The sequence below is a fragment of the Pseudomonas kribbensis genome (assembly GCF_003352185.1).
GTDB lineage: Bacteria > Pseudomonadota > Gammaproteobacteria > Pseudomonadales > Pseudomonadaceae > Aquipseudomonas > Aquipseudomonas kribbensis.
This window is the reverse complement of the sequence record NZ_CP029608.1, coordinates 6,188,189-6,210,624: the sequence shown is the minus strand read 5'-3', so window position 1 is coordinate 6,210,624 and position 22,436 is coordinate 6,188,189. Positions and strand designations below refer to the sequence as shown.

Annotated in this window: 22 protein-coding genes; 14 read left to right on the top strand and 8 right to left on the bottom strand. The window is 61.1% G+C overall.

What is annotated here, in order from left to right:
• Positions 1-33: 33 nt before the first annotated feature.
• Positions 34-933, bottom strand: coding sequence for a D-hexose-6-phosphate mutarotase (locus DLD99_RS28530; RefSeq protein WP_114886413.1), 900 nt, complete (start codon positions 931-933; stop codon positions 34-36).
• A 59-nt stretch (positions 934-992) separates the two neighbouring features.
• The gene (locus DLD99_RS28525) at positions 993-1,397 is read right to left on the bottom strand and encodes an acyl-CoA thioesterase (protein ID WP_003229628.1); all 405 of its coding nucleotides are present in this window, start codon (positions 1,395-1,397) and stop codon (positions 993-995) included.
• Positions 1,398-1,775: 378 nt separating this feature from the next.
• Here DLD99_RS28525 and DLD99_RS28520 point away from each other — a divergent pair, with 378 nt between their 5' ends.
• The 8 genes from DLD99_RS28520 (at position 1,776) to DLD99_RS28485 (ending at position 12,293) form a co-directional block, all read left to right on the top strand.
• Complete coding sequence (locus DLD99_RS28520) at positions 1,776-3,074, top strand: MFS transporter (protein ID WP_114886411.1); 1,299 nt, start codon at positions 1,776-1,778, stop codon at positions 3,072-3,074.
• Between the two features lie 154 nt (positions 3,075-3,228).
• Entirely contained in the window at positions 3,229-4,230 is a 1,002-nt protein-coding gene (locus tag DLD99_RS28515) for a phosphate ABC transporter substrate-binding protein PstS (RefSeq protein ID WP_085708814.1), read from the top strand.
• Between the two features lie 424 nt (positions 4,231-4,654).
• Entirely contained in the window at positions 4,655-6,688 is a 2,034-nt protein-coding gene (locus DLD99_RS28510; RefSeq protein ID WP_170931577.1) for an ABC transporter permease subunit, read from the top strand.
• 15 nt (positions 6,689-6,703) lie between these two features.
• On the top strand, positions 6,704-8,374 hold the full coding sequence (gene pstA / locus DLD99_RS28505; RefSeq protein WP_114886409.1) for a phosphate ABC transporter permease PstA: 1,671 nt from the start codon (positions 6,704-6,706) through the stop codon (positions 8,372-8,374).
• A gap of 82 nt (positions 8,375-8,456) precedes the next feature.
• A complete protein-coding gene (gene pstB, locus DLD99_RS28500) occupies positions 8,457-9,290 on the top strand; it encodes a phosphate ABC transporter ATP-binding protein PstB (protein WP_065258233.1) in 834 nt (277 codons plus the stop codon).
• Positions 9,291-9,355: 65 nt separating this feature from the next.
• Positions 9,356-10,117: a phosphate signaling complex protein PhoU gene (phoU, locus tag DLD99_RS28495; protein WP_007954334.1), complete on the top strand. Its 762-nt coding sequence runs from the start codon at positions 9,356-9,358 to the stop codon at positions 10,115-10,117.
• A gap of 177 nt (positions 10,118-10,294) precedes the next feature.
• A complete protein-coding gene (locus DLD99_RS28490) occupies positions 10,295-11,251 on the top strand; it encodes a response regulator (protein WP_114886407.1) in 957 nt (318 codons plus the stop codon).
• Positions 11,252-11,396: 145 nt separating this feature from the next.
• On the top strand, positions 11,397-12,293 hold the full coding sequence (locus tag DLD99_RS28485; protein WP_114886405.1) for a peptidoglycan DD-metalloendopeptidase family protein: 897 nt from the start codon (positions 11,397-11,399) through the stop codon (positions 12,291-12,293).
• 6 nt (positions 12,294-12,299) lie between these two features.
• Here DLD99_RS28485 and DLD99_RS28480 read toward each other — a convergent pair whose 3' ends face one another.
• The 3 genes from DLD99_RS28480 to phoB all read right to left on the bottom strand — a co-directional run bounded on the left by DLD99_RS28480 (position 12,300) and on the right by phoB (position 15,802).
• Positions 12,300-13,640, bottom strand: a complete 1,341-nt coding sequence (locus tag DLD99_RS28480; RefSeq protein WP_007954342.1) for a hemolysin family protein — start codon at positions 13,638-13,640, stop codon at positions 12,300-12,302.
• A 111-nt stretch (positions 13,641-13,751) separates the two neighbouring features.
• The gene (gene phoR / locus DLD99_RS28475) at positions 13,752-15,038 is read right to left on the bottom strand and encodes a phosphate regulon sensor histidine kinase PhoR (RefSeq protein ID WP_240789170.1); all 1,287 of its coding nucleotides are present in this window, start codon (positions 15,036-15,038) and stop codon (positions 13,752-13,754) included.
• 74 nt (positions 15,039-15,112) lie between these two features.
• Positions 15,113-15,802, bottom strand: coding sequence for a phosphate regulon transcriptional regulator PhoB (gene phoB, locus DLD99_RS28470; protein WP_003229608.1), 690 nt, complete (start codon positions 15,800-15,802; stop codon positions 15,113-15,115).
• A 151-nt stretch (positions 15,803-15,953) separates the two neighbouring features.
• On the opposite strand from phoB, the gene DLD99_RS28465 reads away from it, so the two are divergent.
• Positions 15,954-16,331, top strand: coding sequence for a COG4315 family predicted lipoprotein (locus tag DLD99_RS28465; RefSeq protein WP_114886401.1), 378 nt, complete (start codon positions 15,954-15,956; stop codon positions 16,329-16,331).
• Between the two features lie 64 nt (positions 16,332-16,395).
• On the opposite strand, the gene ubiA is transcribed toward DLD99_RS28465, so the two are convergent.
• The gene (gene ubiA, locus DLD99_RS28460; RefSeq protein WP_114886400.1) at positions 16,396-17,286 is read right to left on the bottom strand and encodes a 4-hydroxybenzoate octaprenyltransferase; all 891 of its coding nucleotides are present in this window, start codon (positions 17,284-17,286) and stop codon (positions 16,396-16,398) included.
• Positions 17,286-17,837: a chorismate--pyruvate lyase family protein gene (locus DLD99_RS28455; RefSeq protein ID WP_114886398.1), complete on the bottom strand. Its 552-nt coding sequence runs from the start codon at positions 17,835-17,837 to the stop codon at positions 17,286-17,288. The genes ubiA and DLD99_RS28455 overlap by 1 nt, the downstream gene beginning before the upstream one ends.
• A 199-nt stretch (positions 17,838-18,036) precedes the next feature.
• Here DLD99_RS28455 and DLD99_RS28450 point away from each other — a divergent pair, with 199 nt between their 5' ends.
• The 5 genes from DLD99_RS28450 to DLD99_RS28430 all read left to right on the top strand — a co-directional run bounded on the left by DLD99_RS28450 (position 18,037) and on the right by DLD99_RS28430 (position 21,930).
• Positions 18,037-18,204, top strand: coding sequence for a rubredoxin (locus DLD99_RS28450; RefSeq protein WP_007954349.1), 168 nt, complete (start codon positions 18,037-18,039; stop codon positions 18,202-18,204).
• Positions 18,205-18,225: 21 nt separating this feature from the next.
• Entirely contained in the window at positions 18,226-19,374 is a 1,149-nt protein-coding gene (locus DLD99_RS28445) for an NAD(P)/FAD-dependent oxidoreductase (protein WP_114886396.1), read from the top strand.
• 192 nt (positions 19,375-19,566) lie between these two features.
• Positions 19,567-19,842: an HU family DNA-binding protein gene (locus DLD99_RS28440; RefSeq protein WP_003213368.1), complete on the top strand. Its 276-nt coding sequence runs from the start codon at positions 19,567-19,569 to the stop codon at positions 19,840-19,842.
• 406 nt (positions 19,843-20,248) lie between these two features.
• Complete coding sequence (locus DLD99_RS28435) at positions 20,249-20,623, top strand: helix-turn-helix transcriptional regulator (protein WP_114886394.1); 375 nt, start codon at positions 20,249-20,251, stop codon at positions 20,621-20,623.
• The gene (locus DLD99_RS28430; RefSeq protein WP_114886819.1) at positions 20,623-21,930 is read left to right on the top strand and encodes a type II toxin-antitoxin system HipA family toxin; all 1,308 of its coding nucleotides are present in this window, start codon (positions 20,623-20,625) and stop codon (positions 21,928-21,930) included. Before DLD99_RS28435 ends, DLD99_RS28430 begins: the two co-directional genes overlap by 1 nt.
• A gap of 153 nt (positions 21,931-22,083) precedes the next feature.
• On the opposite strand, the gene DLD99_RS29475 is transcribed toward DLD99_RS28430, so the two are convergent.
• Positions 22,084-22,332 carry a hypothetical protein gene (locus DLD99_RS29475; RefSeq protein WP_244220763.1) on the bottom strand — a complete coding sequence of 83 codons (249 nt, stop codon included), beginning with the start codon at positions 22,330-22,332 and terminating at the stop codon, positions 22,084-22,086.
• Positions 22,333-22,436: the final 104 nt, after the last annotated feature.

Genomic DNA, 22,436 nt, shown 5'->3' with positions numbered 1-22,436 from the left:
AAAATCGCAGCCCAAGGGCTGCGATTTTTGTTTTCAGAGCGGCTTGCCGCCGACGCTGACGCCCATGGTGTGGCGGGCATCCGGCGCGAGGGTCACGATGTCATCCATCACGTTCGCCGTTTCGATGCACAACATCCGCTGCCAGCCGTCGTTGTCCATGTCGCTGAACGCGGCGGCGCGGTCGATCCAAGGGTTCCAGATCACCGCCGTGCGTGAGCCGGTAGCGGTCAGCACGATGCGCCGCTCCCAGGCCGGATCGACGATGCTCAATTGCGGCGGAGCTTCGAGGTAGATGCGGTCGGTTTCCCCGGCAAAACGCAGGTCGTCTTGCTGGGTGTGCGTCTTCCAGTCATCCAGGGTCTCGATGTAGTTCAGGCCATCCACACCTTCGACGCGTACGTTGCGCACATCACTGACAGCGAAATAGCTATGCAGCGCCTGGCTGATGCTGACGGTGTCGGTGCCACGGTTGTGGCTGGTCAGGCTGATGTGCAGCTGATCATCGAGGCGCAGGGTCAGAGTCAGGTCGACCTGATGTGGCCAACCCGCAAAGCCGCCTTCAGGGTAGGGCAGGGTGAATTCCACCTTCAGGCTTTCGCCCTCGGTTTCGATACCGCCCAGCTCCCAGTCCATCGCCCGGACAAACCCGTGAGCGGCCGCCGGCTCTTCGCTGACGCGCATGGCCTGCACGCTCTGCGGGTTGCGGGCGAAGACGCCGAACCACGGCCAGCACACCGGCACGCCGGCGCGGATGCTCTTGCCGGTCTTGAACACGGCCTTGTCGTTCAGCCAGATCAGCGGCGGCTGGCCGTCAACCTGATAACTGAGGATGTGCGCGCCTTGCTGGGCCACCAGCACTTCGGCCTGACCGTGGCGGATGCGCCAGCAGTTCAGTTCATCCAGTTTCACGGCTTCAACGTTGGGCGTGTTCATGGGACAACTCTCGAATCAGCAACTTGGGACGACTATCGACCTTGAAAGGGCCGCGAGGTTTAACGTGCGCGCGGCGGAACCGAACGGGTGCGACCGCTGCCGTCAATGGCCACGAACACGAACACCGCTTCGGTCACTTTACGCCACTCGCTGGACAACGGATCGTCGCTCCATACCTCGACCATCATCTGGATCGAGCTGCGGCCGATTTCCAGGGTCTGGGTATAGAAGGACAATTGCGCGCCGACGGCCACCGGCACCAGAAACGCCATGCGGTCGATGGCAACGGTCGCGACACGGCCACCGGCGACGCGGCTGGCCATTGCGGTGCCGGCCAGGTCCATCTGCGCCACCAGCCAGCCGCCGAAAATATCGCCGAAGCCGTTGGTTTCGCGGGGAAGCGCGGTGATTTGCAGGGCCAGGTCGCCTTGCGGGATCGGATCTTCTTGTTCGAGCTCTATCATGCCGGGGGTGCCTCTGACCCGTGACTCTTCGTTGGGTATTGCTGGTGGTAGCCGTCTTCAGGAAAAACGATTCAGCACCGAACATACTACGTTCGTCACGTTTTCCATAAGGCGCCTAAAGGGAAACTCTGCGAAACCGGCTGGATCCACGCGCCAAGGCGACCAACGACGTTTTCGCACAGCAACCCCTTACAAGCCGGAGCAGGATTGCGAGTATATCGGTCGGTAGACTCCGCGACGACCATCCGGTTCTCATTTCGACCGTCAAATACGCGCCTCTATGTGCTTTTTCGAACAATTTGCTATGGTGCCGAACCTGCCCGAGCCACAGCCAGCGTTGTTGTGGCGGCAGATCCGACTATAAGAGAAGACCTTGCCATGACCACAGCGCCCTCGAGCATCGCGCAGCCGGACCAACCCGCACGACCCTTGACCCGCAATGACTACAAGACTCTGTCGCTATCGGCCCTGGGCGGTGCGCTGGAGTTCTACGATTTCATCATTTTCGTGTTCTTTGCCACCGTGGTCGGCAAATTGTTCTTCCCCGCCGACATGCCCGAGTGGCTGCGCCTGATGCAGACCTTCGGCATCTTCGCTGCCGGTTACCTTGCGCGACCGCTGGGCGGGATCGTGATGGCGCACTTCGGCGACCTGCTGGGGCGCAAGAAGATGTTCACCCTGAGCATTTTCATGATGGCCGTGCCGACCCTGATCATGGGGCTGCTGCCGACCTATGCGCAGATCGGCATGTGGGCGCCGATCCTCCTGCTGTTGATGCGCGTCATTCAGGGCGCGGCAATTGGCGGTGAAGTGCCGGGGGCGTGGGTCTTCGTTTCCGAACACGTGCCCGGAAAGCATGTCGGCTATGCCTGCGGCACTCTGACCAGTGGCCTGACGGCGGGCATCCTGCTGGGTTCGCTGGTCGCCACCGCGATCAACAGCATTTATACGCCGGTGGAAGTTTCGGATTACGCCTGGCGGATTCCGTTCCTGCTCGGCGGCGTGTTCGGCCTGTTCTCGGTCTACCTGCGCCGCTGGTTGCACGAAACCCCGGTGTTCGCTGAACTGCAACAGCGCAAGGCCCTGGCCGAAGAAGTGCCGCTGCGCGCGGTGCTGCGTGACCATCGTGGGGCCATCGCGGTTTCGATGCTGCTGACCTGGCTGTTGTCTGCCGGCATCGTCGTGGTGATCCTGATGACCCCGACCGTGCTGCAGACGGTCTATCACTTCTCGCCGACGATTGCGCTGCAATCCAACAGCCTGGCCATCGTCTTCCTGAGCCTGGGCTGCATCATTTCCGGCGCACTGGCGGATCGCTTCGGTGCCGGTCGCGTGTTCGTGTTCGGTTGCCTGGGCTTGCTGGCCAGCTCCTGGACGTTCTATCACAGCCTCGCCGATCACCCGGACTGGCTGTTTCCGCTGTATGCACTGACCGGCTTCCTGGTCGGCACCATCGGCGCGGTTCCGTACGTGATGGTCAAGGCGTTCCCGCCGGTGGTGCGTTTCAGCGGTCTGTCCTTCTCTTATAACGTCGCTTACGCCATCTTCGGCGGTTTGACCCCGATGGTGGTCAGCCTGCTGCTGAAAGAAAGTGCGATGGGGCCTGCCTATTACGTGGCGGTGCTGTGCGGGATGGGGATCCTGGTCGGCGCCTGGCTGTGGAGCAAGGGCCGCTGATTCATCCCACACGTCCGGTTACAACTGAAAGGCCAGCCTTCCGACAGGGGATGCTGGCCTTTCATCCAATTGTCATATTTCAGCCATAGAGTGTTCACACGGCCTGCTGATACTTGGCCCCGACTTAACACCCCCTATCTGCTAGGAGTAAGGCATGAAACTGAAGCGTTTGATGGCGGCAATGACTTTTGTCGCTGCTGGCGTTGCGACCGCCAACGCGTTCGCCGCTGTTGACCCGTCGATCCCGAGCTACACCAAGACCACTGGTGTGTCGGGCAACCTGTCCAGCGTCGGCTCCGATACCCTGGCCAACCTCATGACCTTGTGGGCCGAGAACTACAAAAAAGAATACCCGAACGTAAACATCCAGATTCAGGCCGCTGGCTCCGCCACCGCGCCACCTGCGCTGACCGAAGGCACCTCCAACCTGGGCCCGATGAGCCGCAAGATGAAGGACACCGAACTGGCTGCCTTCGAACAGAAATACGGCTACAAGCCAACCGCTATCCCGGTTGCCGTGGACGCCCTGGCTGTCTTCGTACACAAGGACAACCCGATCCAGCACCTGACCATGGAACAGGTTGACGCGATCTTCTCGTCCACTCGTCTGTGCGGCGCCAAAGCCGACGTTAAAACCTGGGGCGACCTGGGCGTGACCGGCGACCTGGCCAACAAGCCGGTTCAACTGTTCGGCCGTAACTCGGTATCCGGCACCTACGGCTACTTCAAGGAAGAAGCCCTGTGCAAAGGCGACTACAAGCCTAACGTCAACGAACAACCAGGCTCGGCTTCGGTCGTGCAGTCGATCAGCTCCTCGCTGAACGGCATCGGTTACTCGGGCATCGGCTACAAGACCGCCAGCGTGAAAACCGTTGCTCTGTCGAAGAAAGGCAGCACCGAGTTCATCGAAGACAGCGAAGAAAACGCCCTGAACGGCAAGTACCCACTGTCCCGCTTCCTGTACGTGTACGTGAACAAGGCCCCGAACAAGCCTCTGGCCCCGCTGGAAGCCGAGTTCGTGAAACTGGTTCTGTCGAAACAGGGCCAGGAAGTGGTAGTGAAAGACGGCTACATCCCACTGCCGGCCAAGGTTGCTGCAAAAGCACTGGCTGACCTGGGTCTGCAGGAAGGCGGCGCTGAAGTCGCAAAAAAGTAACAAACTGAGTCAGGGGTGAACCCCGCCTGACTCCCGTGTGGGGCCCGGCCCGCAAGCGGCCCGGCCCCCACACTCCCCGAATTCTTTTATCCACTGCCAGTGCCCTGCTGGCGGCGGATTTGGTGCGTCACTGCATTGTCATCTTTCTGTCATACAGGATCGCTAGGGTGTGCGCATGAATGATCTGGCCAATTCCAAAATGACTACGAACCCTCCCAAGCGCATTGATTTCAATACGCCTGAGTTGCAACGCAAGCGCCGCATTCGCGCGCTCAAGGATCGCTTCACCCGCTGGTACGTCCTCGTCGGCGGTCTGGCGGTGCTGGCAGCCATCACCCTGATCTTCTTCTTCCTCGCCTACGTCGTCGCGCCCCTGTTCAAGGGTGCCGAACTGACCGCGAAAGACGCCATTACCCCAGCCTGGATGCAAGACGCCGGCAAGCCACTGATGATTTCGCTCGAAGAGCAGAATCAGGTGGCCATGCGCGTTTCCGACAAGGGCCAGGCGCTGTTCTTCGATATCGACAGTGGCGCTGAATTGAAGCGCGTCGATCTGCCGTTGCCGGCAGGCGCCAGTGTGACCTCCATCGGTGAAGACCAGCCGGGCCATCCGCTGGTGGCCGTGGGCCTGTCCAACGGTCAGGCGCTGGTGTTCCGTCACACCTATAAAGTCAGCTACCCGGAAGGCAAGAAAACCATCACCCCGGCGATCGAGTTCCCGTACGGCGAAGCGCCGATTGCGCTGAACGAGAGCGGCGGTGCCCTGGAGCACGTCAGCCTCAACGCCACCGACTCGACCCTGATGCTGGTCGGCTCCACCGGTTCGCAACTCAATGTGCTGTCGCTGACCAGCGAAGAAAACATGATGACCGGTGAAGTCACCAACGAGCAGAAGCGTATCGATCTGCCGCAGATGACCGAGCCTGTGAAAAACATCTTCGTCGACCCGCGCCAGCAGTGGCTGTATGTGGTCAACGGTCGTGCCCAGGCCGACGTGTTCAGCCTGCGCGACAAGAGCCTCAACGGTCGCTACAAGCTGCTGGAAAACGCCGACGCGCAAGTCACTGCCGCCACTCAACTGGTAGGCGGTATCTCGCTGATCGTCGGTGACTCCACCGGTGGCCTGGCCCAGTGGTTCATGGCCCGCGACACCGATGGCGAGCTGCGCCTGAAGCAGATCCGCACCTTCCAGATGGGCAAGACGCCGATCGTTGAAATCACCGCCGAAGAGCGCCGCAAGGGCTTCGTTGCCCTGGATGCCAGCGGCAAGCTCGGCGTGTTCCACAGCACCGCGCACCGCACCTTGCTGGTCGATCAGGTGGTCGAAGGCCAGGGCCTGTTCGGTCTGTCGCCACGGGCCAACCGTGTGATCGTCGAAGCCGGCGGCAAGCTGCAACCGCTGCTGCTCGACAACCCGCACCCGGAAGTGTCGTGGAGCGCGCTGTGGAGCAAGGTCTGGTACGAGAACTACGACGAGCCTAAATACGTCTGGCAATCGACTGCGGCCAACACTGATTTCGAACCGAAACTGAGCCTGTCGCCACTGACCTTCGGCACCCTGAAAGCCGCGTTCTACGCGATGCTGCTGGCTGCACCGCTGGCGGTTGCCGCGGCGATCTACACCGCGTACTTCATGGCTCCGGGCATGCGCCGCAAGGTCAAACCGGTGATCGAGCTGATGGAAGCGATGCCGACGGTGATCCTCGGCTTCTTCGCCGGCCTGTTCCTCGCGCCGTATGTGGAAGGGCATCTGCCGGGCATCTTCAGCCTGCTGATGCTGCTGCCGATCGGCATCCTGGTGGCCGGTTTCACCTTCAGCCGCCTGCCTGAATCGATCCGCCTGAAAGTCCCGGACGGTTGGGAAAGTGCGCTGCTGATCCCGGTGATCCTGTTCGTGGGCTGGCTGTCGCTGTACATGAGCCCGTTCATGGAGAACTGGTTCTTCGGCGGTGACATGCGCATGTGGATCTCCCACGACCTGGGCATCACCTACGACCAGCGCAACGCACTGGTGGTCGGTCTCGCCATGGGCTTCGCGGTGATCCCGAACATCTACTCGATCGCCGAAGACGCCGTGTTCAGCGTGCCGCGCGGCCTGACCCTGGGCTCCCTGGCCCTCGGTGCCACGCCGTGGCAGACCATGACTCGCGTAGTGATCCTGACCGCCAGCCCGGGCATCTTCTCGGCCCTGATGATCGGCATGGGCCGTGCAGTCGGCGAGACCATGATCGTGCTGATGGCCACCGGCAACACCCCGGTCATGGAAATGAACCTGTTCGAAGGCCTGCGCACCCTGGCGGCCAACGTCGCGGTGGAAATGCCGGAGTCGGAAGTCGGCGGCAGCCACTACCGCGTGCTGTTCCTCTCGGCGCTGGTGCTGCTGTTGTTCACCTTCGTCATGAACACCCTCGCGGAACTGATTCGTCAGCGTCTGCGCAAGAAATACTCGTCGCTTTAAGAAAGGTAGAAGTCTGTGAAACAGAACTCCCTGAATGGATGGTTCAAGAGCGGCGCCCCGGGCGTCTGGATCAGCGGTGGCGCGGTGTCCATCGCGGTCATCATGACCATTGGCCTGCTGGCGGTGATTGCCGTGCGCGGTCTGGGTCACTTCTGGCCGGCGGACCTGATCCACGCCAGCTACAACGTCCCCGGCCAGGGCAATCACCTGGTCATCGGCGAAGTGGTGCAGAAGGAAGAAGTGCCCCGCGCACGCCTGAAGAGCGCCGGCTTGCCGGTGCCTGACCAGGGCCCGGAATTCATGACCCGCGAGCTGATCAAGGTCGGCAACCGCGACCTGAACGGCAACGACTTCACCTGGATCGTCGGCGAGTGGCTGACCGACCAGAAGAACCCGCCGGAGCTGATGGCGCTGGAGCGTCGTGAGTGGGGCAACTTCTACGGCTACCTGGTCAACGTCAAACAGGACGGCAAGGTCATCGCCGAAGGCGAAGCGGCCTGGCCCGAGCTGCAGGCGCGGATCAACCGTGTGAACGGCCTCGCCGCGCAACTCAAGACCCTGGAAAAAACCGACATCGGCGCGATCAACGCCGGTCTCGAGCGCATCCGTCTGCATGGCCGCAAACTGGAACTGGAAGGCAAGCTCGACGCCACCGCGCAAGCGGACATGGACGCCGAACGTGCCGAGCTGAACGCCCGCTATCAGGACGTCGAAGCCCGTCTGGCCGATCTGCACGCGCAGTTCAACCGCGACGCCCTGACCGCTCGCGATGCCAACGGCAAGGAGATCGAAATCGGCCTGGGCAAAGTGGTTCACGCCTACCAGCCAAACGCGATGGGCACCTTCACCAAGGTCGGCTTCTACTTCAGCAAGGTCTGGGAGTTCCTGTCCGACGACCCGCGTGAAGCGAACACCGAAGGCGGGATTTTCCCGGCGATCTTCGGCACCGTGATGATGACCCTGATCATGGCGATGATCGTGACCCCGTTCGGCGTGCTGGCGGCGGTGTACCTGCGTGAATACGCCAAGCAGAACACCCTGACCCGGGTGATCCGGATCGCGGTGAACAACCTGGCGGGTGTTCCGGCCATTGTTTACGGCGTGTTCGGTCTGGGCTTCTTCGTTTACGTGCTGGGTGGCTCGCTCGACCGTCTGTTCTTCCCGGAAGCGCTGCCGGCACCGACCTTCGGTACACCGGGCCTGCTCTGGGCTTCGTTGACCCTGGCGCTGCTGGCGGTGCCGGTGGTGATCGTGGCCACCGAAGAAGGTCTGGCGCGTATCCCGCGTACCGTGCGTGAAGGCTCGCTGGCCCTCGGCGCGACCAAGGCTGAAACCCTGTGGAAGATCGTTCTGCCGATGGCCAGCCCGGCGATGATGACCGGCATGATCCTCGCCGTGGCCCGTGCCGCCGGTGAAGTGGCGCCGCTGATGCTGGTGGGTGTGGTGAAACTGGCGCCGTCGCTGCCGGTGGATGGCAACTACCCGTACCTGCACCTGGACCAGAAGATCATGCACCTGGGCTTCCACATCTACGACGTCGGCTTCCAGAGCCCGAACGTCGAAGCCGCACGACCGCTGGTGTACGCCACCGCGTTGCTGCTGGTGCTGGTGATTGCCGTGCTCAACCTGTCGGCAGTGTGGATTCGTAACCACCTGCGCGAGAAGTACAAGGCGCTGGACAGCTGATCGCCGTCACAAGAATTGAAGGGCTGCCGGCCTGATTCCCGGCAGCCAACCGAACCGAATTTGTTAGCACAGGGGATCTCCCATGCAGCACGAAACACATACCCACGGCATCAACATGTCTGCCCTGGGCCGCGACAAGCAGAGCCTGAACCTCGAACAGGAAACCGTGGCCATCGAAGTGCCGGGCCTGAGCCTGTTCTACGGCGAGAAACAAGCGCTGTACGACGTCAGCATGAACATCCCGAAACAGCGCGTGACCGCCTTCATCGGCCCGTCCGGCTGCGGCAAGTCTACGCTGCTGCGTACCTTCAACCGCATGAACGACCTGGTGGACGGCTGCCGCGTCGAAGGCGCGATCAACCTGTACGGCAACAACATCTACCGCAAGGGCGAGGACGTGGCCGAGCTGCGTCGCCGGGTCGGCATGGTGTTCCAGAAGCCCAACCCGTTCCCGAAGACCATCTACGAAAACGTGGTCTACGGCCTGCGCATCCAGGGCATCAACAAGAAGCGCATTCTCGACGAAGCCGTCGAGTGGGCACTGAAGGGCGCGGCCCTGTGGGACGAAGTAAAAGACCGTCTGCATGACTCGGCACTCGGCCTGTCCGGCGGTCAGCAGCAGCGTCTGGTGATCGCCCGTACCATCGCCGTGGAGCCGGAAGTGCTGCTGCTCGACGAACCGTGCTCGGCCCTCGACCCGATCTCGACCCTGAAAGTTGAAGAGTTGATCTACGAGCTCAAATCCAAGTTCACCATCGTCATCGTGACCCACAACATGCAGCAGGCGGCGCGGGTGTCCGACTACACGGCGTTCATGTACATGGGCAAACTGGTGGAATTCGGCGACACCGATACCCTGTTCACCAATCCGGCCAAGAAGCAGACCGAAGACTACATCACCGGTCGTTACGGCTAGCAGACGCTGGTTGTCGCTCACTGAATTGACGCTCGCACCTTACCGGACGCTCCAAGGACGCCAACATGATTAGTAAAGAAGGCCTTACCCATCACATTTCCGCGCAGTTCAACGCCGAACTGGAAGAAGTGCGCAGCCACCTGCTGGCCATGGGCGGGCTGGTCGAGAAGCAAGTCAACGACGCGGTCACCGCGCTGATCGAGGCCGACTCGGGCCTGGCCCAGCAGGTGCGCGAGATCGACGACCAGATCAACCAGATGGAACGCAACATCGACGAAGAATGCCTGCGCATTCTGGCCCGTCGTCAGCCGGCGGCGTCCGACCTGCGTCTGATCATCAGCATTTCCAAGTCGGTGATCGACCTGGAACGTATCGGCGACGAAGCGACCAAGATCGCCCGTCGTGCGATTCAGCTGTGCGAGGAAGGTGAAGCACCGCGCGGTTATGTCGAGGTGCGTCACATCGGCGACCAGGTGCGCAACATGGTCCGCGATGCGCTGGACGCGTTTGCCCGCTTCGATGCCGATCTGGCGCTGTCGGTGGCGCAGTACGACAAGATCATCGACCGCGAATACAAGACCGCCCTGCGCGAGCTGGCGACCTACATGATGGAAGACCCGCGCTCTATCTCGCGGGTCTTGAGCATCATCTGGGTGCTGCGTTCGCTGGAGCGGATCGGCGACCACGCGCGCAACATCTCGGAGCTGGTGATCTACCTGGTGCGCGGCACCGACGTGCGCCACATGGGCCTCAAGCGCATGAAGGAAGAAGTTGAAGGGACAAGCGGCGAAACCGCTAATGTTCCGGGCGATGCTGACGATAAGTAAGATTGCCTGAGAAAAGCGCCCGGCCCTTTGGCCGGGCGTTTTTGTTTCTGCTTTTCATAGGCAGAAGCGAATTAAAAAGCAGCACCCGCGAACGAAAAGTCCCGGCGTGACTGAAGAGTTTTGGCAATGTGCCATCAGCCAGCGTTATGCTTGCCGGGATTTTAATAGGGGTGTTGGATGAGCAAGATCAGTGTGTTGGTCGTGGACGATGCATCGTTCATTCGTGACCTGGTGAAAAAGTGCCTGCGTAATTACTTCCCGGGGATCCGCACCGAGGACGCCGTCAACGGTAAAAAAGCCCAGGCCATGTTGGCCAAGGAGGCTTTCGACCTGGTGCTGTGCGACTGGGAAATGCCGGAAATGTCCGGCCTCGAACTGCTGACCTGGTGCCGTGAGCAGGACAACCTCAAGACCATGCCGTTTATCATGGTCACCAGCCGTGGCGACAAGGAAAACGTGGTGCAGGCGATTCAGGCCGGCGTTTCCGGTTACGTCAGCAAACCGTTCACCAACGAGCAACTGCTGACCAAGGTCAAACAGGCCCTGAACAAGATTGGCAAGCTCGATGCCCTGATGAACAGCGCTCCGACCAAGATGAACTCGGCGTTCGGCAATGACTCCCTGAGCGCACTGACCGGCGGCAAGGCTGCAGTGGTCGGCTCCGCACCGGCTGCGCCTGCGGCCAACCCGTTTGCCAAGCCTGCCGCTGCCGCCCCAGCACCTGCCGCTGCGCCACAGCGTGGCCTGCTCAACAGCCCGCCCGTGAAAGCCCCGGCAGCCTCTGCGGCTCCGGCCAGCGGCCGTGGCCAGGGTCAGTTGCGTCTGCCAAGCGGCACCCAGCAATGCGTGATCAAGGCCCTGAGCATCAAGGAAGCGCTGCTGGTGGTGAAGCGCACCGACACCCTGCCGCAGATCCTCGACAGCGCCGTGCTCGATCTGGAGCAGGGCGACAACGCCGAAATCGCCCGCCTCAACGGCTACCTGCACGCCGTGGTCGCCCACGAGCCGAAACCGGACAGCGACTGGTTGCAACTGACCTTCCGCTTCGTCGACCAGGACGCGCAGAAGCTCGACTACATCTCCCGCCTGATCGCCCGCGGCACGGCGCAGAAGCACTTCGTTCCGGGCGCGTAAGCGTCGCGGGCAAAAGAAGACCGCCGCCTGACACAGGCTGCGGTCTTTTTTCATGCTGTGCCAAATTTGAAACATCTGTCGACTAGCCTGGTCTGCTTCAGCTGCTAGGCTCATTCCCAGGCCTTACTCGACAGAACTTTTGCCCATGCCCCTGCGCCTGCTGTTTTTCTGTGGTCTGTTAATGGCCTCCACCTCGACTGTGGCCATGACGATCTACAAATCCACCGATGCCAACGGAGTGGTTTCGTACAGCGACCGTCCGAGCAAAGGCTCCCAGGTGTTCGTGTTTCAGGACCGGATGGTCGAGAGGCTCGAGCGTCAGGTCTATCTCGACATCAAGAAGCAGAAGGGCACCGACGTGGTGTTCGTGCGCAACGACCTGTATGCACCGGTGGAGGTCGCACTGGCGTTCACCGGAATGAGCAATGTGCGAGGCGCGCCGACGGAAACGATCCGCCGGGTGCTGCCGGCGCGCAGCAATACGCGTCTCGCGTTGCTGACGGCGCTGTCCGGCGGCAAGCCGTTGGTTTACACGCCGCAGTTCCAGTATTCCCTCGGCGACCCCGCTGGCGCCGCCCAGAGCTATCGCTATCCGTTTCCCTGGCGTGGCGGGCCGTTCCGTCTGAGTCAGGGTGCCAACGGCGACTACAGCCACTACGGGCCGAAGAACAAATATGCGATGGACATCGCCATGCCGGTGGGCACGCCGATCATCGCGGCGCGGGCCGGGGTGGTGGTGAAGATCGAGAACTCGCAGAACGGGCGCGGCACCGATCCTTCCGGCAATTTCGTGCGGGTGCTGCACGACGACGGCACGATGGGCGTGTACCTGCATCTCAAGCAAGGGTCGGTGAGTGTGCGGGAGGGGCGGCGTGTGGCGGTGGGCAGTCCGCTGGCGCTGTCCGGCAACACCGGCAACAGCAGCGGCCCGCACCTGCACTTCGTGGTACAGCGCAATACCGGAGGGGGGCTGGTGTCGATTCCGTATCAGTTCAACCAGCCGCTGGGGGCGTTGCCCAACTTTGCGTTGGGCAAGCGGTAATCCCCGTCAGTCGAGCATCAGCACCTTGGCCAGAATGATCTTCGGGCCTTTCATCTTCTTGATGATGATCCGCAGGCCTTCGACTTCCAGCACTTCTTCCTCTTCCGGTACCCGTTTCAGGGTTTCGTAGATCAGCCCGGCGAGGGTTTCGGCTTCGATGTGATCCAGGTCGATACCCAGCAGGCGCTCGACCTTGAACAGCGGCGTATCGCCCCGCACCAGCAGTTTGCCCGGCTGGTAGGCGAGGATGCCGCGCTCGGCCTTGCGGTGTTCGTCCTGGATGTCACCGACCAGCACTTCCAGCACGTCTTCCATGGTCAGGTAGCCGATGATGTTGCCGTCGGCTTCTTCGACCACGGCGAAGTGCGAGCCGCCCTTGCGGAACTGCTCCAGCAACTGCGACAACGGCATGTGCCGCGACACGCGCTCCAGCGGGCGGGTCAATTCGGCGAGGTTGAACGACTCGGGAATGTGGTCCAGCGCTGCCAGTTCCAGCAGCAGGTCCTTGATGTGCAGCAGGCCGACGAATTCCTTGCGCTCGCTGTCGTACACCGGATAGCGGCTGAACTTGTGGCGACGGAACATCGCCAGGATTTCTTTCAGCGGGGCGTTGAATTCGAGGGTGATCAGGTCTTCCCGGGAATTGGCCCAGTCGACCACTTCCAGTTCGCCCATTTCCACCGCCGAGGCCAGCACGCGCATGCCCTGGTCGCTCGGGTCCTGGCCACGGCTGGAGTGCAGGATCAGTTTCAGTTCTTCACGGCTGTAATGGTGCTCGTGATGCGGGCCGGGTTCACCCTGGCCAGCAATGCGCAGGATGGTGTTGGCGCTGGCATTGAGCAGGTAGATCGCCGGGTACATGGCCCAGTAGAACAGATACAGCGGCACCGCCGTCCACAGCGACAGCAGCTCGGGTTTGCGGATCGCCCAGGACTTGGGTGCCAGCTCGCCGACCACGATGTGCAGGTAGGAAATGATGAAGAACGCGGTGAAGAACGAGATGCCTTTGACCACTTCCGCCGACTGCACGCCGACCGCGCTCAGCAGCGGCTCGAGAATGTGCGCGAACGCCGGCTCGCCGACCCAGCCGAGGCCGAGGGAGGCGAGGGTGATACCGAGCTGGCACGCCGAGAGGTACGCATCGAGCTGACTGTGTACGGTGCGCAGGATGTGCCCGCGCCAGCCGTGCTGTTCAGCGATGGCTTCGACCCGGGTCGAGCGCAGTTTGACCATGGCGAATTCCGCCGCAACGAAGAAGCCGTTGAGCAGAACCAGGATCAGAGCGAAAAGAATCATGCCGAAATCGGCGAATATTGTTGCGAGGGACAAGCCAGGGGAAGGGTCCATGATGGAGTTTTGCGGGTTCCGTGTGATTCGTAAGGGAGAAAAAATCGCGCCTGAAAGGCAGGCGCAAGTCAGCCAATGTAGCGGCTGACCTGGCGATTGCCTAGTCCGGCATTACTCAGCGGCGCTGATGAGCCGTGCCTGGGCGACCTGCGCCGGGGCGAAATGGCAGGTGAACGTGCTGCCGTGGCCGGGCACGCTGCTGATCTCCATTCGGGCGCGATGGCGCAGCAACACGTGTTTGACGATGGCCAGGCCCAGGCCCGTACCGCCGGTGTTGGAGTTGCGGCTGGAGTCGACGCGATAGAAGCGTTCGGTCAGGCGCGGCAGGTGTTTGCTGTCGATGCCGATCCCGGAATCCTGCACGCTCAGGTGCGCGCCCTGATCGTCGCCCCACCAGCGGATGCGGATATTGCCTTCGGCCGGGGTGTATTTGACGGCGTTGAACACCAGGTTGGAAAACGCGCTGCGCAGTTCCGCCTCGCTGCCCTTGAGCAGGATGCTGGCGTCGGCTTCCAGGGTGATTTTCTGATTCTTCGAGCCCGACAGCTGCTGTGCATCGCTCTTGATCGACTGCAACAGGGTGTCAATGTGCACGGGCTGGTTGTCCGACGGGTAATCGGTGGCTTCCAGTTTGGCCAGCAGCAGCAAGTCGTTGAGCAGGGTCTGCATGCGCCCGCCCTGTTGTTGCATCTGCTGCAGGGCGCGGCTCCAGCGCGGGTTCACTTCCTCGACGTTGTCGAGCAGGGTTTCCAGGTAGCCGCAGATCACCGTCAGCGGGGTGCGCAGCTCATGGGAGACGTTGGCGATGAAGTCCTTGCGCATCTGTTCCAGCTGATGGATGCGCGTGACGTCGCGCACCAGCATCAAGTGTTCGTTGTTGCCGTAGCGCGTGAGGTACATCTGGATGCGCACGCGGTCGTTGGTCGGCGAGGGGATTTCCAGCGGCTCGGCGTAGTTTTCCTGCTCGAAGTATTCCTTGAAGCGCGGATGGCGGACCAGGTTGGTCACTGGCTGGCCGCTGTCTTGCGGGGTCTTGAGGCCGAGCAGGGTTTCGGCGGCGCGGTTCCACCATTCCAGGTTGCCGTCGCTGTCGAGCATGATCACCGCATCTTTCAGCGCGGCGGTGGACTCCTGAACGCGGTCGATCACCGCTTGCAGGCGTCCGCGCACCCGTTGGTCGCGGCGTTGCAGGTGGTAGATGCTGTCGAACACTTCACCCCACAGGCCGTAGCCGTCGGGCGGTGCTTCATCGGGTTGGTGCAGGCGCAGCCATTCGTGCAGGCGCAGCAGTTGCTTGAGCGTCCAGGCCAGGTACAGGCCCAGTCCCGCCGCGAGGCTCCAGCCGTAGTAGCCGGTGATCAGGCCGATCACCAGGCAGCCGGTGACCAGCAACAGCATGTGGCGAATCAGGGTGCCATGCCAGTTTTGATTCACGGGAAATACGGTCCTTGTCAGCGAGTCTGGCGGTCGGCTCAGGCCTTGGTGGAGAACCGATAGCCGGTGCCGCGCACGGTTTGTACCAGATTTTCGTAGGCGTCGCCGAGGGCCTTGCGCAGGCGCCGGATGTGCACGTCGACGGTGCGCTCTTCAACATAGACGTTGCCGCCCCAGACCTGATCCAGCAACTGGCCACGGGTGTAGGCGCGTTCCTGGTGGGTCATGAAGAATTGCAGCAGACGGTATTCGGTCGGGCCCATCTCGGCCGGACGGCCATCGATGGTCACGCGGTGGCTGATCGGGTCGAGCAGCAGGCCGCCGACTTCGATCGGCGCTTCGCCATCGGTCGGGCCGGCGCGGCGCAGCACAGCCTTCAGGCGTGCCACCAGTTCGCGTGGGGAAAACGGTTTGGTGATGTAGTCGTCGGCGCCGACTTCCAGACCCTGGATCTTGTTGTCCTCTTCGCCCTTGGCGGTGAGCATGATGATCGGGATGTCCCCGGTCAGCTCGTCACGCTTGAGGCGGCGGGCCAGCTCGATGCCGGAGGTGCCGGGCAGCATCCAGTCGAGCAGGATCAGGTCCGGCTTGCGGTCGACGATAATGGCGTGCGCCTGCTGCGAGTTCTCTGCCTCGAGGCAGTCATAGCCGGCCATTTCCAACGCAACGGCGATCATTTCGCGAATGGGCGCTTCGTCGTCGACGATCAGAATGCTCCTGCCAACCATGCCTTAATCCTCTTGTCATTTAACTGTCTTGCGCCGCATTAGATAACGGAATTATTGCAGTCGTGTGACAGTATTTTAGTCCGGCGGCGATTGTGCAAATCCTGAACTAAGCTCTAAGTCCGAATCCTGACAACCACAAAAGAAGGTTTCCATGACTCAAATGACTGCTTCCTTTAAAGCTCTGCTGATGGCTGCTGCCGTTGCTCTGCCTGCCATGGCATTCGCTGCCGACCCGGTAATGATGAAAGATGGCATGATGACCGATCATAAAGGCATGACTGTCTACACGTTCGACAAGGACATGGGCGGCAAATCGATGTGTAACGGTGAATGCGCCAAGATGTGGCCACCAATGATGGCTCCCGCAGGTGCCAAGGCCGAAGGCAAATTCATGCCGATCAAGCGTGATGACGGCATGATGCAATGGTCTTACGACGGCAAGCCGCTCTATACGTTTATGAAGGATGAAAAGCCTGGAGACATGAAGGGCGAAGGCTTCAAAGATATGTGGCATATGCCGAAGCACTGATCCACGTCGATTGATTTGAACCGTTAAAAGATCGCAGCCTGATGGCTGCGATCTTTTTCAAACGTCAGTGCAACGCGTAATCCAGCACGATCCCGACAAAAATCGCCAGACCGGCCCAATGGTTGTGCAGGAACGCCTTGAAGCAGCGCATCCGGTCCCGGTCGCGGGTGTACCAGAACTCCCACGCATAGCACCCGGCAGCCACCAGCAGGCCGAGGTGGAACCACGTCCCCAACTCGAACTTCGACCCGGCCAGCAACAGGCAGCCCAGTGACAGCGCCTGCAGGGTCAGGATGATCACCCGGTCCGCCTCGCCGAACAGGATCGCCGTGGATTTCACGCCGATCTTCAGGTCATCGTCGCGGTCGGTCATCGCGTAATAAGTGTCGTAGCCCACGGTCCACAGCAGATTGGCGATCCACAGCAGCCAGGCCGTCGCCGGCAGCTCACCGGTCTCGGCGGTGAACGCCATTGGCATGCCCCAGGAAAACGCCGCCCCCAGCACCACCTGCGGGTAATAGGTGTAGCGCTTCATGAACGGATAGGTGAACGCCAGCGCCAGACCGCCCAGCGACAGCCAGATCGTCGCGGCGTTGGTGCACAGCACCAGCAGGAAACTTACGCCCATCAGCAGGGCGAAGAACACCAGCGCCTCTTTCGAGCTGATCCGCCCGGCGGCCAGCGGGCGTTCGGCGGTGCGCTTTACATGGCCGTCGACCTTGCGGTCGGCCCAGTCGTTGATCACGCAGCCGCCGGCACGGGTCAGCACCACGCCGAGGACGAAAATCACGACGTTGGCCAGCGACGGCGAACCTTTGCCGGCAATCCACAGCGCCCAGAGCGTCGGCCACAGCAGCAGGTAGATGCCGATCGGCTTGTCCATGCGGGTCAGCTGGATGAAGTCCCAGGCGCGCGGGTTCAGGCGATTCAGGGATTTGAGCAGGCTTTGATACATCAGCAGTTCTCCGGACGGGCGCGGACGGCTTCCCACAGCGTAGGCAGGAAAATCTCCGCCACCAGTACGCTCAATGCACCACGGTCGAAACGCGAACGACGGCCCCACAGACCGTTGGCCCGAGAGTCCTCGGGCAGCCAGTGTTCCGGGTAATGGCAGACTTCAATGGCGCGGCGCTGAAACGCGTGATCGCAGAACAGCAGTTCGCCCAGCGAGCGGCTGCCCAGTTCATCCATATGCAAGCCGTCGCCCTGCAAGGCACTGCGCGACGCCACGCTGCGGGCGAACACCCAGGCCTCGCCATGACCGCGCAAATACACCTCGCGCACCCAGCCTTCGCTGCCTTCGGCCAGGTCCAGCGCCGCGCACTCGTCGTCGCGCAGGGTCTGCCAGCCTTCGAACAGCGGCGTGACGCTGAAGCCGTCATCGGACAGGCGGGTCAGGCGGCGGGTCAGGGAGCCTTCGTCGAACAGCCAGTCGAGCGTGGACGTGTCGGGGAGGGGTGTCAGGTGGCTTTGCAGGCGCCACAACGGGGCGTTTTTGAGTTGCACAATGAGTCATTATTGGCAGCAAATGAGGCGGCGAGCTTACCATGGCGCACCGCGAATTTGATTGATCCGGGCCGCCATTGCGCCGAACAGGCTTGCATCTGGCCGGTACCATCAGTACAAAACGCCCTGAGCCGGATGGCAGTGCTGCACCATCGACCGTCCGCGCCGGCTAAAGCCTGAATCCTGAGGAAGTACCTGAATGAAAAAGTGGCAATGTGTGGTCTGCGGCCTGATCTATAACGAAGCCGACGGCTGGCCGGATGACGGCATTGCGCCGGGCACCCTGTGGCAGGACGTGCCGGAAGACTGGCTGTGCCCGGACTGCGGCGTCGGCAAGATGGACTTCGAAATGATCGAAATCAACTGAGAAAACACTGAGGAGTAGGGCATGAGCGCACCTGTCGTAATCGTTGGCACCGGGCTTGCGGGTTACAACCTGGCCCGCGAGTTTCGCAAACTCGATGGCGAAACCCCGCTGCTGCTGATTACCGCCGATGACGGTCGTTCCTACTCCAAGCCGATGCTCTCCACCGGCTTCGGCAAGAACAAGGACGCCGACGGCCTGAGCATGGCCGAACCGGGCGCCATGGCCGAGCAGTTGAAGGCCGAGATCCGCACCCACACCCGCATCAGCGGCATCGACCCGGGCCACAAGCGCCTGTGGATCGGCGAGGAAGCGGTGAGTTATCGCGACCTGATCCTCGCCTGGGGCGCCGAAACCGTGCGCGTGCCGATCGAAGGCGATGGCGGGGATCTGGTGTTCCCGATCAACGATCTCGAAGACTACGCACGTTTTCGCGCGGCAGCGGCGGGCAAGCGTCGGGTGTTGCTGCTCGGCGCAGGTCTGATCGGCTGTGAGTTCGCCAACGACCTGATCCTCGGCGGCTACGAAGTGCAACTGGTTGCGCCGTGCGAGCAGGTGATGCCGACCCTGTTGCATCCGTCCGCTGCCGCAGCGGTGCAGGCCGGGCTGGAAAGCCTTGGCGCGCGCTTCCACCTCGGCCCGGTGCTGACCCGTTTGCAGAAAGTCGCGGATGGACTGGAAGCACACCTCTCCGATGGTCAGGTGATTTCGTGCGATGTGGTGGTGTCGGCCATTGGCCTGCGCCCACGGATCGATCTGGCAGCGGCTGCCGGCATCCAGACCAACCGTGGCGTGGTGGTCGACCGCCATCTGCAAACCTCTCACGCCAATATTTACGCCCTGGGCGACTGCGCCGAGGTCGACGGGCTGAATCTTCTGTACGTCATGCCCCTCATGAGTTGTGCGCGAGCGCTGGCACAGACCCTGGCCGGCAACCCGACCGTGGTGAACTACGGACCGATGCCGATCACCGTGAAAACCCCGGTCTGCCCGTTGGTGGTTTCGCCGCCGCCACGGGGCCGCGAAGGCGTCTGGACCGTCGAAGGGCAGGGCGCCGATGTCAAGGCGCTATGTCACGACGCGCAAGGGCAATTGCTCGGTTACGCCCTGACCGGCGCGGCGGTGATGGAAAAACTCGCGCTGAACAAACAGCTTCCGGCCTTGCTGGCGTAAATACTGGTCGTTCTGTCGGAATCACCCCGCTTTTGCCCCCACAAAGGTCGCGGGGAGACTGGCGCCGCCCTTATCCGCGTGCCATTCTCACTCCCGTCTGCCGCAGAGTAGAGCCTGCGGCGCCTTGGGCGCTGTTCCAACGAGAGCAGCACGGACATAACAACAAAAAACCGACTCAAAGGGGCTTCACTAATGCGTAAACCAGAACTCGCCGCTGCAATCGCTGAAAAAGCGGATCTGACCAAAGAGCAGGCCAACCGCGTTCTCAACGCCGTTCTCGAAGAAATCACCGGCGCCCTGCACCGCAAGGACAGCGTCACGCTCGTCGGCTTCGGCACCTTCCTGCAACGCCATCGCGGTGCCCGCACCGGTAAAAACCCGCAAACCGGTGAACCCGTCAAAATCAAGGCCAGCAACACTGTTGCGTTCAAGCCGGGCAAGTCGTTGAAAGACAGCGTCAATCCATAATTGCGGCGCATCCCTGAATAGCGGGGAGAGCCGTAATAAAAAATGGGCACACCGATTGCGGTCGGGTGCCCATTTTTTGTGTCTGGAGAATCCCGAGGCCGCAGGTTCTCTTCTTGCCTTTACTCATGTGTCGATCTAACTGTTTTGTCTTGATATGCATACGTTATCAGTCTTTATACTTGTTATTGTCTAGCTATCTAGGCAGTGTTGATATTGCACATATCGTAGATATTGCTGAAATCCAATGCCTTTGAATTGAGACATAAGGTTCGTTTCATCAGTTAGTGACCAGATTTACGTACGCAGGATTGGCGTTGGCTGTCATGCAGGTCGATCCTTCTGCAATGTCTAGTATTGAATACACACACTTCGTGATTTGCACATTCGCTCCAGGAATTCAGACACTATGCGCCTCCAAGCCATGACCGACGATGCGATTGCCAGTGCCATTGGTGCCCGGCTCCAGGAATTGCGCCTGAAGAAAAATCTCAGCCAGGAGCATGTCGCCAGGGAAGCCGGCATCAGCCGCCAGACCCTGATCAATCTTCTCCATGGCAAAGGCACTCTGGTGAATCTGCTGGCCGTCCTGCGTGTCATCGGCGAGCTGGAAAGAGCAGCCTCGCTCGTGGAGCCCGTTCGACCGAGCCCGTTGCAGGTAATCAAGATGGCCGGAACCCGGCGTATGCGGGCAACCGGCACACGGGCGGTGGGCAAGGCCTCGGCGGGGAGCGCAGGCGAGCCGGTGTCCGGCAGCGAAGTCAAAAAGGAGGTTGATTGGTGATTACGGCAAAGGTCTATCTCTTCGAGCGGTTTGTCGGGGGGCTGCTCTGGGATGAGGGCACCCGGCTGGGTTTGTTCGAATACGATCCTGAATTCGTCAAGACCGGTATCGAAATCTCGCCCATCCATATGCCATTGGCCGCCAATCAGACATACGCCTTTCCCGGCCTGAACCGGGAAACCTACAAAGGCCTACCGGCCATCCTGGCTGACTCTCTGCCGGACGATTTCGGTAACGCACTGATCGATGCCTGGCTCGCCAAGGAGGGCCGTGACAAAGCGACGTTCACCCCGGTTGAAAGGGTCCTGTATCAGGGCTCGCGCGGAATGGGCGGACTCGAATACCGGCCCGCTCTCAGCGGTTCTGTAAATGCCAGCGAACGAATTCAGATTGATGCGCTGGTAGAGCTCGCCAGCGAAGTGCTCTCGCAACGGGAAAGCCTGGCCGATCGCCTCGCCCATCACGACACCGAGGTCGATGACGAGGCACTGAAGCGTTTGATCCAGGTCGGTACCAGCGCTGGCGGTGCCCGGGCCAAAGCGGTTATCGCGATGAATGCGGCTGGCGAGATCCGCTCGGGGCAAGTCAGGGCGCCAAAAGGGTTTTCCTACTGGCTGCTGAAGTTCGACGTCGCGAAGAACACCGACGTCCTGGCCGACTCGCAAGGCTTCGGCCGCGTGGAGTACGCCTATTCGCTCATGGCCAAAGCTGCCGGCATCACCATGAGTCCGTGTGAATTGCTGGAAGAGGGTGGCCGCGCGCACTTTCTGACCAAACGCTTTGATCGTACCGATGATGGAGAAAAGATCCACATGGCCACTCTGTGTGCCATGGATCATGCCGACTACAAACAGCCGGGCGGCTACTCCTACGAGGAGGCGTTCGGGGTCATGCGGGTTCTTGGTTTGCCGCGCCGTGACGCCGTAGAGTACTTCCGCCGCATGGTTTTCAACGTGGTGGGCCGCAATCAGGATGACCACACCAAAAACACCAGCTTCCTGATGGATCGGGCAGGCACCTGGTCTCTTTCCCCGGCCTATGACGTTTCCTGGTCGTACCAGCCGGGCAGCTTTTGGGTGGCTACCCACCAGATGACGATCAACGGCAAGCGCGACAACTTCGAACTCGCGGACCTGGAGGCGGTGGCCGGGCAGATCCGGGGCATCGACGCGCCGGCCATCATCAAGGAGGTTTGCGCGGCGGTTAAGCGCTGGCGCGAAATAGCCGGGTCCGTTGGCGTTTCGCCTCGATTGATCGATGAAATCGAGAAGACGCATCGTCTCTATCTCGGTGAGGCATTTGTCTGATCAGGTAGAGAAGATATACCGGGTCATGTGAAAGAAAATCGGTGCAGCGAAGCTGATCGGCGTCATCCAGAACATGCACCACCGATCAGCTGTCGCTGCTACCGGTAGACGGCGCTCGATAATCGGGTGACCGCAGATACTGCTTTTAGCAGTTCACCCATAGGTAGCCAATACCATCTTGGCAAACTCGTTCTTGCTTGGCTGGTGCCCATAGGATTTCAGGTATTTACGCCACTCGGACTCGAGTATGGGGCTTTCGTATTCGCCCTCCGTCGCCAGATGTGTAGCTGCATCGTCAATCAGGGCCTGGGTGTAATGTTTCGAGGATTTGTTTGCACTGGCTTCCGAAGTTGAAATGAACGGTCCCGCCACTGTGAAAAGCAAGCCGATACCCGTCAGCATTGAGAACTCCAGGGGACCACCGTTCACCAGGCATCCAATACCAACGCAGCCTTCCGCTCGAACAGAGGTGCTGGTTGTGAGCGTCAACATGACAACCAGTGCGC